Origin of the sequence: Streptomyces sp. 147326, assembly GCF_045000215.1 — a bacterium.
Classification (GTDB): Bacteria; Actinomycetota; Actinomycetes; order Streptomycetales; family Streptomycetaceae; genus Streptomyces.
On sequence record NZ_CP134201.1, the window covers coordinates 23,764 to 37,534 of the forward strand.

At 72.0% G+C, this 13,771-nt stretch carries 13 protein-coding genes and 1 pseudogene; 7 read left to right on the top strand and 7 right to left on the bottom strand.

Annotation, left to right across the window (positions count from 1 at the left end; genetic code table 11):
* Positions 1-21: 21 nt before the first annotated feature.
* Positions 22-627 carry an NADPH-dependent FMN reductase gene (locus RIU97_RS00115; RefSeq protein WP_404952646.1) on the bottom strand — a complete coding sequence of 202 codons (606 nt, stop codon included), beginning with the start codon at positions 625-627 and terminating at the stop codon, positions 22-24.
* Positions 628-974: 347 nt separating this feature from the next.
* On the opposite strand from RIU97_RS00115, the gene hutH reads away from it, so the two are divergent.
* From hutH to RIU97_RS00135, 4 genes and pseudogenes are all read left to right on the top strand, one after another.
* Entirely contained in the window at positions 975-2,603 is a 1,629-nt protein-coding gene (gene hutH / locus RIU97_RS00120; RefSeq protein ID WP_404952647.1) for a histidine ammonia-lyase, read from the top strand.
* 22 nt (positions 2,604-2,625) lie between these two features.
* Complete coding sequence (locus tag RIU97_RS00125) at positions 2,626-3,699, top strand: methyltransferase (protein ID WP_404952648.1); 1,074 nt, start codon at positions 2,626-2,628, stop codon at positions 3,697-3,699.
* 41 nt (positions 3,700-3,740) lie between these two features.
* Positions 3,741-4,886, top strand: a complete 1,146-nt coding sequence (locus tag RIU97_RS00130) for a 3-oxoacyl-[acyl-carrier-protein] synthase III C-terminal domain-containing protein (protein ID WP_404952649.1) — start codon at positions 3,741-3,743, stop codon at positions 4,884-4,886.
* A gap of 46 nt (positions 4,887-4,932) precedes the next feature.
* Positions 4,933-5,308, top strand: a pseudogene (locus RIU97_RS00135) (hypothetical protein); the annotation flags it as partial.
* 174 nt (positions 5,309-5,482) lie between these two features.
* Here the strand turns inward: RIU97_RS00135 and RIU97_RS00140 are convergent.
* Positions 5,483-6,073 (bottom strand): isochorismatase family protein, encoded by a 591-nt coding sequence (locus RIU97_RS00140; RefSeq protein ID WP_404952650.1) that lies wholly within the window; start codon positions 6,071-6,073, stop codon positions 5,483-5,485.
* A gap of 210 nt (positions 6,074-6,283) precedes the next feature.
* Here RIU97_RS00140 and RIU97_RS00145 point away from each other — a divergent pair, with 210 nt between their 5' ends.
* Positions 6,284-7,279 (top strand): GlxA family transcriptional regulator, encoded by a 996-nt coding sequence (locus RIU97_RS00145; protein WP_404952651.1) that lies wholly within the window; start codon positions 6,284-6,286, stop codon positions 7,277-7,279.
* Positions 7,280-7,291: 12 nt separating this feature from the next.
* Here the strand turns inward: RIU97_RS00145 and RIU97_RS00150 are convergent, their stop codons facing one another.
* Positions 7,292-8,584 (bottom strand): hypothetical protein, encoded by a 1,293-nt coding sequence (locus RIU97_RS00150; RefSeq protein ID WP_404952652.1) that lies wholly within the window; start codon positions 8,582-8,584, stop codon positions 7,292-7,294.
* Positions 8,585-8,667: 83 nt separating this feature from the next.
* On the opposite strand from RIU97_RS00150, the gene RIU97_RS00155 reads away from it, so the two are divergent.
* Entirely contained in the window at positions 8,668-9,369 is a 702-nt protein-coding gene (locus tag RIU97_RS00155) for a 4'-phosphopantetheinyl transferase family protein (RefSeq protein ID WP_404952653.1), read from the top strand.
* On the opposite strand, the gene RIU97_RS00160 is transcribed toward RIU97_RS00155, so the two are convergent.
* On the bottom strand, positions 9,366-10,298 hold the full coding sequence (locus RIU97_RS00160) for an MBL fold metallo-hydrolase (protein ID WP_404952654.1): 933 nt from the start codon (positions 10,296-10,298) through the stop codon (positions 9,366-9,368). The two genes, RIU97_RS00155 and RIU97_RS00160, sit on opposite strands and share 4 nt — an antisense overlap.
* A gap of 102 nt (positions 10,299-10,400) precedes the next feature.
* Between RIU97_RS00160 and RIU97_RS00165 the strand changes: the two genes are divergently transcribed.
* Positions 10,401-11,480 (top strand): AraC family transcriptional regulator, encoded by a 1,080-nt coding sequence (locus RIU97_RS00165; protein ID WP_404952656.1) that lies wholly within the window; start codon positions 10,401-10,403, stop codon positions 11,478-11,480.
* On the opposite strand, the gene RIU97_RS00170 is transcribed toward RIU97_RS00165, so the two are convergent.
* The 3 genes from RIU97_RS00170 to RIU97_RS00180 form a co-directional block, all read right to left on the bottom strand.
* Positions 11,455-12,336, bottom strand: a complete 882-nt coding sequence (locus tag RIU97_RS00170) for an isocitrate lyase/phosphoenolpyruvate mutase family protein (RefSeq protein WP_404952657.1) — start codon at positions 12,334-12,336, stop codon at positions 11,455-11,457. The two genes, RIU97_RS00165 and RIU97_RS00170, sit on opposite strands and share 26 nt — an antisense overlap.
* A 116-nt stretch (positions 12,337-12,452) precedes the next feature.
* The gene (locus tag RIU97_RS00175) at positions 12,453-12,977 is read right to left on the bottom strand and encodes a hypothetical protein (protein WP_404952658.1); all 525 of its coding nucleotides are present in this window, start codon (positions 12,975-12,977) and stop codon (positions 12,453-12,455) included.
* Positions 12,974-13,753 carry a class I SAM-dependent methyltransferase gene (locus tag RIU97_RS00180; protein ID WP_404952659.1) on the bottom strand — a complete coding sequence of 260 codons (780 nt, stop codon included), beginning with the start codon at positions 13,751-13,753 and terminating at the stop codon, positions 12,974-12,976. Before RIU97_RS00180 ends, RIU97_RS00175 begins: the two co-directional genes overlap by 4 nt.
* Positions 13,754-13,771 lie beyond the last annotated feature (18 nt).

The window sequence follows — 13,771 nt, forward strand, 5'->3', positions numbered from 1 at the left end:
CTGGTCAGGTAAACGCGCGGTTCAGGCGCGGGCGGGCTGGGTTCCCGCCCCGTGGCCCGGTATTGCGCTGATGTGGCGGGCGAAGCCGACGAGCTGTTCGGCGAGAACTGCGAAGTGGTGCTGAAGACGGGGGTCCAGGCAGCGGCCGTCGGCGCCGAAGCGGGTGCGGGAGGTGTCCACGGTGACCCCGAGCGGTGTCGGCCAGCCCCTCAGTGCGTGCACGGTCGACCGCAGCGAGGCCAGCGCGGACGCCGCGCCCTGCGCCCCGCGCGCCACGGCGAGCAGCCCGACCGGGCGACCGCTGAAGTACGGGTCGGGGCGGTCGCTCAAGTCCTCGGCGTAGTCGAGGACGTTCTTCACCAGTCCCGACATCGTGCCGTGGTAGGCGGGGCTGGCCAGCACCAGGGCGGTGGCGTCGGCCATCGTCTCCACCAGCCGCCGCTGCCGGGGCCCGCGGACACCGCCCCATTCGTACGGGGGAAGCACCAGGTCGCCGGCGCTCAGGCACAGGGTGCGCGCGCCGAGCCGTTCGACTTCGGCCAGGACCGCGCGCAGGGCGGTCTCGGTGGACGATCCGGGACGAGTGGAACCTCCGATGCCGGCCACCGTCACCTCATCGGGGCGCATACGTGCATCTCCTTTGCTGGCAGGGACAGCTGACGGGACTAGGAGTGAAAGGCCGTACGGGTCCCGTGCGTTGAAAACGGAATGGGGAATAGGCTACGGGGGCACGGGAAATCGAGATGTCCGGTTGGCCGTGCGCAATGGCGGCGAGTCTACGGGTCACATCCGGGGGCTGGTGATCAGCGCTGCTTATCGCCGTGAAAACCAGTGCCTATTGGCCCGTACGGGCATGCCGTTCGTAGGGTCGAATCAGGCCGGAAGGAACGGCCGGCGCCCACGTTCCGGAGGCCTCTCCCTCTTTTCTTTCGTCTCGTCTATCACAACCGTGCTTTAGGCAGAAGGACCGTGACATGACTGAAGTGACCATTGACGGCCAGTCCCTGACCCTGGCAGATGTGGAAGCCGTGGCCCGTGGTGGCGACGTCACCCTCGTCTATGGCGACGCCGCGGTGAAGGCGTCGCGGCGCTCGCGTGAACTGAAGCAGACCCTGATCGAGACCGGTCAGCCGATCTACGGCGTGACGACCGGCTTCGGTGACTCGGTCACCCATCAGATCGCCCCGAACAAGGCTGCCGAGCTCCAGCGCAACCTCATCCGCTACCACCTCAACGGGACGGGCCCGCTGGCCCCGGCCGAGGTGGTGCGTGCCACCCTGCTGATCCGCGCCAACTGCCTGGCCCGCGGCAACTCCGGTGTGCAGCCGCAGGTGGTGGAGCGGCTCCTGGAACTGCTGCGCCACGATGTGCTGCCGCAGGTCCCGGAGCGGGGTTCGGTCGGCGCGTCCGGGGACCTGGTGCCCTTGTGCTACGTCGCGGCGGCCCTGATCGGGGAGGGCGAGGTCACCCACCAGGGTGAGCGCCGTGATGCCGGTGAGGTGCTGCGGGAGCTGGGGCTGGAGCCGGTGGTGCCCGAGGCCAAGGACGGTCTCGGTCTGATCAACGGCACGTCGTTCTCGGCCGCGTTCGCCACCCTGGCGGTGCGTGACGCCTCCCGGATAGCGGCCCTGTCCGAGGTCTGCACGGCGCTCGCGTCGGAGGCCCTGCTGGGCAACCGCGGCCACTACACGCCGTTCATTCACGAGAACCGGCCGCACCGCGGCCAGATCGCCTCCGCCGCGGCCCTGTCCGCCCTGCTGGACGACTCCCAGCTGTCCCTGCCCCACGACCAGGTCGTCGACCTCAACGACCCGCTGGCCGGTGCCGGGCACGGCCGGCTCAAGCGGTCCATCCAGGACCGTTACTCGCTGCGCTGTGCCCCGCACGTGGTCGGCGTGCTGCGCGACACCCTGCAGTGGGCCGAGGAGTGGATGGAGACGGAGATCAACGCCTCCACCGACAATCCGCTGTTCGACGTGGAGAGCGGCCAGGTGCATTCGGGAGGCAACTTCTACGCCGGGCACGTCGTGCAGGCCATGGACTCCTTGAAGGTCGCCATCGCCTCGGTGGCGGACCTGCTGGACCGCCAGCTCGCCCTGCTGGTGGACGAGAAGTTCAACAACGGGCTGACGCCCAACCTCATCCCGCGCACCGAGGACGACCAGTGGGAGGCGGGCCTGCACCACGGTTTCAAGGGGATGCAGCTCGCCTGCTCGGCGCTGACCGCGGAGGCCCTCAAGCACGCCGGGCCGGCGACGGTGTTCTCCCGCTCCACCGAGGCCCACAACCAGGACAAGGTCTCCATGGCGCCGATCGCGGCCCGCGACGCCCGGCGCATCGTCGAGCTGTCCGAGGAGGTCGCGGCCATCCATCTGCTCGCCGCCTGCCAGGCCGTGGAGCTGCGCGGGGTGGAGCAGATGGCGCCCCGTACGAAGGCCGTCCACGCCCTGGTGCGGACGGTGGCGCCGTTCGTCGACGCCGACCGGCGGATGGACGCCGACATCGCGGCGGTCGTGGACCTGATCCGCAGCGGCGCCCTCGAGCGGGCCGCCGGCCACACCCCCAGCCCCACCACCACTGCTGTTGCCGATGTGGCGGCCTGACGTGAAGAAGGAGGACCTGCGCGTGAGCCGGCACACCAAGGACGGCGTACTCCGTACGCTCCGAGACATCATCGTGGGCCCCACCCGGTTCGCGACGATCGCGACGATCTTCGAGCTCGGGATCCCCGCCCAGCTCGAAACGGCGGGAGAGGAGGGCATGAACGCCGCCCAGCTCGCCGCGGTCACCGCCACCACCGCCCACAACATCGAGCAGCTGCTCCAGCTCGCGGTCAAGGAAGGGCTGGTGGCCCGCTCCGAGAACGGGCAGTACACACCGGCCGGACTGGCGCTCCTGGACGACGGCGACCTGGCCCGCATCACGCCCTGGATCGGCCTGGTCAAGGAGGTCTGCCTGCGGCAGGTCTACCACCTGACCGAGAGCGTGCGCAGCGGGGAGACCGTCGGCCTGAAGGAGCTGTACGGGGTGGAGGGCAACTTCTACTCCAACATGCTGAACCTGCCCTCGCTGCACGAGACATGGGCGAAAGCCATGGCGCAGGTGACCGCTCTGGCCGACCCCTGGCTCTTCGGCCGGCTCGACTTCCCGCGCGGTGCGCGGGTGCTGGACGTGGCGGGCAACACCGGGCAGGGGGCGGTCCTCGCCCACCGCCACCACGCGGACAAGGACCTGCACATCACCTGCTTCGACCTGCCGGAGAAGGAGAGCGCGGCCCTGGCCACCTTCAAGGAGGCCGGCCTGGAGGAGCGCTGCGCGTTCATCGGCGGTGACGCGTTGGCCGCGGTTCCCGCCGGGTTCGACGTCATCACGATCAAGCACTTCCTGGACATGTGGGACCGGCAGAACGCGGTGCGGATCCTGCGCAACGCCTACGAGGCGCTACCGCCCGGCGGCATCCTGTACGCGATGCACCTGGTCTATCCCGAACAGGGCGGGGGTGGGGTGGAGGAGTTCTTCCCGGCGTACTTCCTGGGCTGCACCATGGCGCAGGGCGGTCCGCAGAAGACGGCCGCCTACGTCGCCTGGATCGAGGAGGCCGGGTTCACCGTGACGTCGGTGACCGAGCAGGACACCACCGCCTTCCCCGCCGACACCATTCCCGCACACAGCGTGATCTGCGCGTCCAAGCCCGCCTGATGTTCTGTGACCCCGTCCGCCAGCCTGCTGAGGTGACTTCCATGCCCGCACCCGCCGAGGCCGATCCGGTCCTCCTCTCGGTCGCCGCCCAACTGCCGCAGCCCGTCTTCACGACCGGCGAACTCCTCGACGCTGCACGCCCGTTGTTCTCCGACCGTCTCCTGGACATGGTGGGCGGCCTGGGCATCGGCAAGCGGCACTCCGTCCTTTCCAACTACCCCGACGTCGTGTTCGGCGGCGCCGAGCCGAAGCTGGAGATCGCCACCGCCGACCTGGCCGCCCAGTCCGCACGCACCGCGCTGGCCAAGTCCGGCATCGATCCCGGCGAGATCGGTCTGGTCCTCGGCGTGACGTCCAGTCCGGGCCGGCTGCTGCCGTCGCTGGTGTGCGACGTGATCGCCCGCATGCCCGAACTTCCCCGCGACGCGGCGAACCTGAGCATCGAATACATGGGGTGCTCGGCCATGGCGAAGGTCGTCGAGACCTGCCGCTGGTACCTGGCGGTGAACCCGCGCAAGCGGGTCCTGGCCGTGTTCACCGAGGCCATCACCCCGCTGTCGCCGCCGCTGTCCGGCCGCTACGGGCACTTCAGCGAAGTGGCACCCGAACAGCGGCAGTCGACCGTGGACGCCCTCCACTCGTTCCTGTTCGCCGACGCGTCGGTGGCGATGGTGTTCGCCGCCCACGGCAAGGGCCCCTCCTTCGGGCCGGTGAAGAACCTGACCAACGACGTGCCGGAGGACACCGAACTGGGGACCGTACCCGACGGCGGCTCCGACATCCCCGTGGTCCAGGCCGTCCACGGACGCCGCCTCTACACCCTCAGCCCCGATGTCACCGAGCGCGGCTCCCACTACGCCAAGCAGACCATCGGCGCCGTCCTGGACGACCCCTCCTGCACTCTGGGCGACCCGACCCAGGCGTCGGTGTTCTTCATGCACACCGGATCCACCCGCATCCTCGACGCCCTGTGCGAGGGATTCCTGATCGACCGCGCGAGCCCGGCGGTCGCCGCCTCCTACAACGTGCTGCGGGACTACGCCAACACGCTGGGCTGCTCCGTACCCCTGATGGTCGCCGAACCGGTGCGGCGGGCCGGCGGCCAGGGCCTGGTCTGCGCGTTCGGCCTGTCCTTCAGCGCCGGCGCGTTCACCGTCAACATCCCGGCCGAAGGCTGGACGCCGTAGCCGAGAGCGGACCCGCACGACCATCACGTACGTGAGGAGCACCGCCATGAGCCGTCCCCTGACCGGTGGCGTCCCCGCCGGGCGGATCGTCATCGAGAACGCCGTACCGGCCACCGTCGATGCGGCCGACACCGTCATCGACGGCGGCCAGGTCGTCTTCGACGGCAACCGGATCGCATCGGTGGGGCCGGGCCCGGACCCGACCGGCCTGCCCGGTGTCGTGCGCCGCATCGACGCCACCGGCCACCTGGTCACCCCGGGCCTGGTCAACACCCCGCGCGCGAGCTGGGCATCCGCTTCGATCTGACCCGGGCGGTATGGACCGCGGGAAGAAGGACGGCGGGCTGCCGCCGGACAGCTGTGTGGAGTCCACCGACGAGGTCCTGGCCGCGATGGAAACGGCCATCGACCGCTGGCACGACCCGGATGGCGCACTGCCCGTCCTCCAACGCCCGCCTGGCGGCCGGGATCGCCCGCGTCCCACCCTCGACGAGGACACGATCGCGGCCGACGTCACCCGGGCCGCCACCACGATCCGCAACCGCGCCGGCCTGGGCACCTGACCCGGGCCCGGCGTTCTGACGGCCCGTCGCGGCTCAGCCCAGCGCCGCGGTGGTCGGCACGACCACGCCCCACAGGTCCTCGACGGTGGCGAGCGCGCCGTGGTGGAGCTGGGCGGCGGGTACCTCGACGCCGGCGGCCCGCAGGGGGCGGGTGGCGCAGGCGTCCGCGACGACGGTGGGCCGGTTGCCGCGCAGGAACGCGCCGGCCGCCGTGTACTGCACGCACATGTGGGTCATGAATCCGGCGATGACGAGGTCGGTGTTGCCGGCCTTGTCCACCACCTCGTCCAGGTTCGTCTCGTGGAAGGCGTTGGGGGTGGTCTTGACGACGGTCTCCTCGCCGTCGGCGGGGGCCAAACTGGGGTGGATCCGGCCGATCTCGGCGCGGATGTCGTAGGGGGTGCCCTCGCCGCCGTCGTTGATGACGTGGACGACGGTCGCGCCCGCCTGGCGGGCCCGGGCCAGCAGCGCGGCGGCGGCGTCCAGCGCCTCCTGCCAGCCCTCGAGCTCCATCACGCCGCGGGTGTAGGTGTTCTGGTAGTCGATCAGGACCACGGTCGCGCCGGCGAGGGCGGCCGGGCTCTGGTCGAAGCCGTTGAGTTCGCGCAGGGTCGTCGTAGGCATGCTGCACCTTTTCGCATCACGTACCGGAAGGGGTGGGTGTGCCACGCGTGGTGGCGCACCGCCAACGCTACGAACCGCACCCACATGGCGGCAATGTCACGTAACTTGCAGATACCGACACCGGTGTGGTCTCGTGCCCGCGGTCCCCGGCGCCGGGTCGGCCGCCCTCCCCCGCCTTCACCTCGCCCCTCCGACTGGACGGATTTCGCTGTGAGCAGCCTGAACCGGTTGATCGTCGTGCTCCTCTTCGACGGCGTCGACCTGCTCGACGTCACCGGTCCCCCGGAGGTGTTCTCCCTGCTGCGGCGGGAGACCGGCAGCGCGGAGGGCTATCACGTGGTGCTGGCCGCCGAGACGATGGAGGCGGTCACCACCTCCGCCGGGGTACGGATCCTGCCCGACCTCACCTTCGCCGACGCGGCCGCACGCAGCATCGACACCCTGATGGTTCCCGGCTCGGTCGAGGCCGACGGCCTCGGCCGCGTCCGTGCCGTCACCGATCCGGCCGTGGTGCACTGGGTGAAGGAGCTGGCGGGCAGGTCCCGGCGGATCGCGTCGGTGTGCGTGGGGGCACATCTGCTGGCGGCCGCCGGGCTCCTGGACGGCAAGCGCGCCACCACCCACTGGTCGACCGCGCAGCAGCTCGCCGCCGACCACCCGGCGGTCGAGGTCGACGCCGACCCCATCTTCATCCGCGACCAGGACGTGTGGACGGGAGCGGGGATCACCGCGTGCCTGGACCTGTCGCTGGCGCTGGTCGCCGAGGACTTCGGCGAGACGGTCGCGCTGCGCGTCGCCCGGCAGCTGGTGATGTACCTCAAGCGCCCCAGCGGACAGAGCCAGTTCAGCGTCCCGATCGAGCCCGTCTCCACGACGCGGCGCATGGACGACCTCCGCCACTACATCACCGGCAACATCACCGGCCGGCTCACCGTCACCGACCTCGCCGGACACGCCCACGTCAGCGAACGGCAGCTCACCCGCATCTTCAAGACCGAACTGGGCATGACCCCGGCCGCCTACATCGAATCGGCCCGCGTCGAGGTGGCCCGCAACCAGCTCGAGTCCACCGACGACACTCTGGAACGGGTCGCCTCGGCATGCGGCTTCAACACCCCCGACACCCTGATCCGCGCGTTCCGCCGGAAACTGAACACCACCCCGACCGAATACCGCAGCCGCTTCCGGCACACCCGCCACCCCTGACCGTGCCGGGCACTACCTCTGAAGGGCGCGGGGGCGGTCGGCGGTGCGCAGCGCCTGCAGACGCTGCTCGGCAAGGAGCAGGTGACGGGGATCCGCCAACGGCACAGCACCCAGGAGAGCGAGCAGCCCGGGCCCGAACTCCAGCGCCAGAGCGCGGTCCCTGACCTGAGCCCAGCAGTACAGAGCACCGGCGGCCGCGGCATGCACCTCCGGAGCATCGGCTCCCTGCCGGGCCAGGCGAGCCTGGCCGGCGCCGATCCACAGCCGGGCCGCCAACGGGAAATCACCCGCCATCCGCGCCAGATCAGCACGGATCTCCACCCACCCGGTCGCCTCCAAAGAGGCGTACCCGCAGGACTGCAGAACGTACTCCTCCCACGCCTGGGCGAGCGTCGCCGCCTCCACGTGACGGCCCGCCGTGGCCAGTTCATGAATGTAAGGCCGCGGATCCCCACCCGAAACAGAAACCGGCCCGCCCGTCTCAGGGTCCGGCACGGGGCCCGGCCCGGACACGGGCGCGGGGTCAGGCACGAGGTCCGCCCCGGCGGCCGGCTCGGAGGCGGGGACGGGGACGGGGTGCTGGGGCTGGTGGGGCAGGTGGGGCTCCTGCTGTGGGCCGGAACGCATGCCGAGCTCGCGGGCGGTCGGCAGGACCACGGTCCCCGGGGGCAGCGCCGCGGCCGAGACCGCGAGGGCATGCAGCTGGACATTGCCGGGCCGGCCCGGGCCGCGGCGCAGCTGGTCGATCCAGTGCCGGGTGTATCCGCTCACGGCGGCGCCCACCGCCGGGGCGAAAGCCGGCGGGCAGATCACCCCGTACACCTCCACCGAGGGCGGGGCCGGCAGACTGCCGTACTCCTGCAGCAGCGGCCAGGCCTCCTTGTCCGCGGCCAGATCGAGCAGAACCGTCGTCATCCCGGCAGGGCGGGCACGCAGTTCGGTGCCCAGCCACTCCCACGGCAGCGAGGTATAGCGAACCGAGGCCGCGGTCGTCCCGGCCAGCGCGAGATGCAGACGCCGGCCCCGACGGTCCACCGTGAGACGGCCCGAAAGATAGACCAGCAACGGGCCCGGCGTGGCAGCAGCCGTGCGCAGCCGCGTCAGCACCGTGTTCGGATCACGCGCCCCGTCGAGACAGACCGTGTCACTGGGCAGCCCGCTGCCCAACAGTGCGGAGGCGGGCACCATCGCCAGGGCAGCAAGGTTCGCGCTCGGCGCCAGCTGCACCGTGCGCCGCCGCACAGCCACATCACCCGCTATCAGCAGCACGTGCCCTCGCTGCTGCTCCAGTGCGTTCAAGTGCATACGCAGACCGTACTCACACCACCGGCGCCATGAGGAACAGTACGGCACACCGCGGACCGACCGGCTGGACTACCCTCGGTCAGGTGATCGAGCACGTGAACCAACTCGGCAGCCAGACACCGCGGACCGGACCGCCCCCCACGGGCGCGGCCGTGTCCGTGTGGTCCTGGAACACCATGGCGGACGTCGTCGGCGGATACCCCGTCCAGGAGGCGGGCACGGTGCTCGACGCGGACGAACGCGCCCGGGCCGAACGCATGGTCCAGCCCGCCGATCGCCACCGCTACCTCGCCTCACACCTGGGACTCCGCGTCCTCCTCGGCAGCTGCCTGGGGCCGGCCCCGCAGGACGTACGCCTGATCCGCGAGGACTGCCCGTGCTGTGGCGGCCCGCACGGCCGTCCCGCCGTAGCCGACACCGCCCTCCACTTCTCCCTCTCCCACAGCGGTGACATGGCCTACCTGGCCCTCGCCGCACAACCCGTCGGCGTCGACATCGAGGCGATCCCGAGCCCGCAGGCGGTGGCCGACGTCATCGACGCCCTGCACCCGGCGGAGACCGCCGAGCTGAACGCCCTGGTCATCGAAGAACGCCAGATCGCTCTCGCCCGCCTGTGGGCCCGTAAGGAAGCCGTCCTCAAAGCCACCGGCACCGGCCTCGCCCAAGGCCTCACCCACCCCTACGTCAGCACCCACCCCACCCCCGCCCACCCGCCCGGCTGGACCCTCACCGACCTCCCGGCCCCTCGCGGCTACAGAGCCGCCCTCGCCACCACCAACACCTAGACGAGGGCGGCCGTCTCCTGGGAAGGGGGCCAGGAGGCCCAGCGGGCGGGGGCGAAGGTGTCGGCGGTCGCGCGGATGTTCAGCGCGCCCGGGCCGGCGAAGTGGGCGGGGACGACCAGTTCCCGCTCGTCCGCGGCCCGTTGCAGAACGCGGCGGCGGCTGGCCGCCGCCTGTACCGGGTCCAGGCAGAAGCAGCTGTTGCAGGAGGGCTGGGCGATCTGCACCGGGCTGTGCATGAGATCGCCGACGAACACGGCCCGCTCGCCTTGGGAGGCCAGGCGCAGGACGGACGAGCCGGGGGTGTGGCCGGGGGCCGGCTCCAGGATGAGGTGTTCGTCGATGCGGTGGGTGCCGTCCCACAGCACCGCCTGTCCGGCCCGGTGCACGGGCGCGATGCTGTCCTCGTAGACCAGGCCGTCGTCCGGGTTCCGGCCCTTCCCATGGAAGTTGCCGGGCCCGAAGTGGGAGTCGTCCGCCGCGGGGATGAGGTAGCGGGCGCGGGGGAACGTCGGGACCCACTCTCCGCCCACGTCGTGGGTGTTCCAGCCGACGTGATCGGCGTGGAGGTGGGTGTTGACGACGACGTCGACGTCCTCCGGGTGGATGCCGGCGCCGGCGAGGGCGCACAGGAAGTCGGTCTGCCAGTGATGGAAATGCGGGGTATGGGGGCGTTCGCGGCCGTTGCCGACCCCGGTGTCGATCAGGACGGTCTGTCCGGCGCTGCGCAGGACCCAGGACTGCAGGGCCATCACCGCCTGGTCCTGCTCCGGCTGCCAGTGGTCCGGGGCCAACCAGTCCGCGTTGTCCTCCCACACGCCGGCGGAGTCCGGCACCAAGTCGCGGCCGGAGGTGAAGAAGCCCTGCCACTCGCGGACCCGGATCACCTCGACATCGCCCAGCCAGATCGACTGTCTGTTCTCATTCGTCATGCCCCGACCCTAGAAAGAAGCCGGTGAGCTCCTCAATGCCCGCCCGGCTCACACCGATACGCGGGCGTCTCATGCGGGGCGGCGGCCCGGTAGCGTGACGGGATGGACGTGGTGAGCGATGCGATCTCGACCGTACGGATCGGGCGGCCCTCCTCGCAGAGGGTTCGGGTGAACGGGAGTTGGTGCGCCCGCCTCGACCCGTACGACGGCGCCGGGTTCCACATCGTGCTGGAGGGCAGCTGCTGGCTGCTGCCCGACGGCGATGGTGCGCCCCTGTCACTGGGCGCGGGGGACGCGGTACTGCTGCCGCACGGGACGGGCCACGTGATCGCCGACCGTCCGGCCGGTGCGCGGGAGAGGGAGCGGGCGGTGCGGTTCGACCAGTGGGACGCGGTACGCCCGACAGGTGTACCGGGGCGGGCAGTGGGGACCGTCACGCACGGCGGGCCGGCTGGGGCGGGGGCCGGTGATGGCGTGGTGGAGATGCTGTGCGGCAAGTACCGGCTCGACCGTAGCCGGGCGCATCCGCTGATGGCGGAGCTGCCGCAGGTCGTGCACCTGCCCTCCCGGGTGGGGGCACGGCCGGAACTACGTTCTGCCATCGACCTGTTGGGCCGTGAACTGGGCGAGCAGCGGCCTGGTTCCGGCATCGCGGTGCCCGGCCTGCTCGACCTGCTGCTCGTCTACATGATCCGCTCCTGGGTGGCGGAGGGCGGGAGCGGGACGTGGCCGGCGGTGCTGGGCGATCCGGTGGCGGCCGCCGCGCTGCGGGCCCTGCACGCGGACCCGGCCGCGCCGTGGACCAACGAGCGTCTGGCGGCGCAGGCCGGGGTGTCCCGGCCCACCCTGGCCCGGCGTTTCACCTCCCTGGTGGGCCGGCCCCCGATGGCGTACCTGACCTGGTGGCGGCTGAGTCTGGCCGCGGCGGTGCTGCGCGAGTCCGAGGAGCCGCTGGCCGCGGTGGCGCGGCAGGTCGGCTACGGCAGCCCGTACGCCCTCTCGCACGCCTTCAGCCGCGAGTTCGGCACCACACCCGGTCGCTACCGGGCCCAGGGCCGGCCGGAAACAGGCCCGGAGGCGCAAGCCGGAGCGGGGCCGGATGAGGTGGCGGACGCCGGGGTGGCTGTCGGGGCTGGGGCTGGGGTGTCGGGGTTGGTCAGTGGGGGGCGTTCCGCGGGGTGAGGAGGGTGTTGGCGTCGGCGTAGGGCAGGGCGTCGGCGCCGAAGCCGAAGGTGCCCGCCTCGATGATCTCGCGGGCCGCCCTCGTCAGGGCGCCCAGTGCGGCCCGGGACAGGGCCGAGCCGGTGCTGATGCGGCGCACCCCGAGGGCGCCGAGGCCGGCCACGGACAGGTTCAGGGCACCGCCCATGAGGACGTTGACCGGGCGGGTCAGAGAGGAACAGACCGCGCGGATCGCGTCGGCGTCGGGCAGGGCCGGCGCGTACAGGACGTGGGCGCCGGCTTCCTGATAGGCCTTCAGGCGGGCGATGGTGTCGTCGAGGTCGGGCCGGCCGTGGAAGAAGTTCTCGGCGCGGGCGGTGACGGTGAAGGGGAAGTCGAGCCGTTCGGCGGCCTCGACGGCGGCGGCCACCCGCTCCACCGCTTCGGCCAGCGGGCGCACGGGGTCCTCCTCGTCTCCGGTGGAGTCCTCGATCGAGGCGCCGACCAGGCCGATCGCGGCGGCGGCCCGGATGGTGTCGGCCACGTCTTGAGGGGTCCGGCCGAAGCCGCTCTCCAGGTCGGCCGTGACGGGCAGGTGGGTGGCCTCCACGATGCTGCGGGCGTTGTCGAGGATCTCGGTGCGGCTGAGGGCGCCCGCGCCGTCGGGCCGACCGAGGCTGTGGGCCAGGCCGGCGCCCGTGGTGGCGAGGGCCGGGAAGCCGAACCCGGTCAGGATGCGGGCGCTGCCCGCGTCCCACGGGTTGGCCACGACGAACGGGCCGGGGCCCTCGTGCAGGGCCCGGAAGGCGACGGCCCGCCGGTACCGGGCATCGGCGGAAGCGGAGGAAGGGGCGGTGGCGGAAGGGGCGGCGTCCATCTCCCGATCTTCGCAGGGAACCCCGGCCTTCGAGGAGCCGTCGCGAAGCCCGGCCCGGCGGGGACGGGCCCGGGAACCCGGCCCGGCGGGGACGGGCCCGGGAACCCGCCCGGGCGTCACAGCACGTGCCGGTACCAGCGCCGGTGCACCGCGGGTTCCACACCGAGGACGGCGGCGCCCGCGATCACGCCGACCAGCAGGGCGGGCCATCCGCCGCCCAGGAACGCGCCGAGGCAGGCCACGGCCACGGCGAGCGGGCGCAGCAGGGTCAGCGGGCCGAGGCCGATGACCATGGCGAGGGTGCTGGCGCGGAACGGCAGGAGGAAGTACGCGGCGAGGGAGAGCAGCACGGCGGTGGCGTAGGCGGTGAGCGGGAGCAGGTAGCCGATGCCTCCGGCGGTCAGGGTGTGGTGGGTCCGAGCCCGGTCGGATGCGGTCAGCAGCAGGCCGGCGGCGGTCAGTGCGGGTGCGAGCAGCAGGACGGTGCCGAGGGCCAGCCCGCGCAGGGCGGCCCGGGCGGTGGCCCGGTGTTTGCGGATGCGGGCGTCGCGGCCCGCGTAGGCGCGGAAGCCGCTGAACGTCGCGTCGAGCAGACCCAGGAGAAGGAGTGCGAGGGGTACGAGGGGCAGGGTGGATCTCACCGGCTGGCCTCGGTGAGGTGCTCGGGGCCGACCAGGCGGCGGGCGGAGCGTCCCAGGGCCCGGCGCAGCGGCGCTTCCAGGTGCGGGCGCACTCCGATGACCGGGCGCAGGGTGGTGCAGAACGGATTCGCCGCGCCGCGCGGCTCGTACAGCAGGGGTCGGATACCGGGTGCGGCGGCGGTCGACAGCAGCGTTTCGTCGCTGTGTGCGCGCTGCGCGGAGACGACGCCGTCGTGGCGGCCGAGCGGGTGGCGCATCCGGGCGCGGTGGAAGATCCAGGCGCCGATGGGCGCCAGGCGGGTCGCGGCGATGTCGAAGTGGCAGAAGGCCTGCGCCGGTGAGGCGGCCTGGGTCTGGAAGAACTCGGCCAGGTCGGGGCCGCGGAAGTGGTGCAGCACGCCGGTGGAGACGTAGACGGTGGCGGCCTGCGGCAGGTCGAAGGCGTTGCCGTGGACGAAGCGGCAGTTCAGCCCCTCCGCGCGGGCGAGGTGGTCGGCTTCACCGACCAGCGCCGCATCGAGATCGACGCCGATCAGCTCGACATCCGCACCCAGGGCGTTGGTGGCCGCCAGCCAGCGGACGAGGTAGCCCAGGCCGCAGCCGACGTCGACCAGCCGGTACGGGCCGCCCCGCCTGCCGTCGGTTTCCCGGATCGCGGTGAAGAGCGGGCCGAGGAGCTGGACCAGGCGTTCGCCGATCCGGACTTCCTCGCTCAGCCGCTGGAGCTCGGTGTGCACGCTGATCAGGAGACGGTCCACGGCGTCGGGGTCCAGCACGCCGTCCCGGCCGGCGGG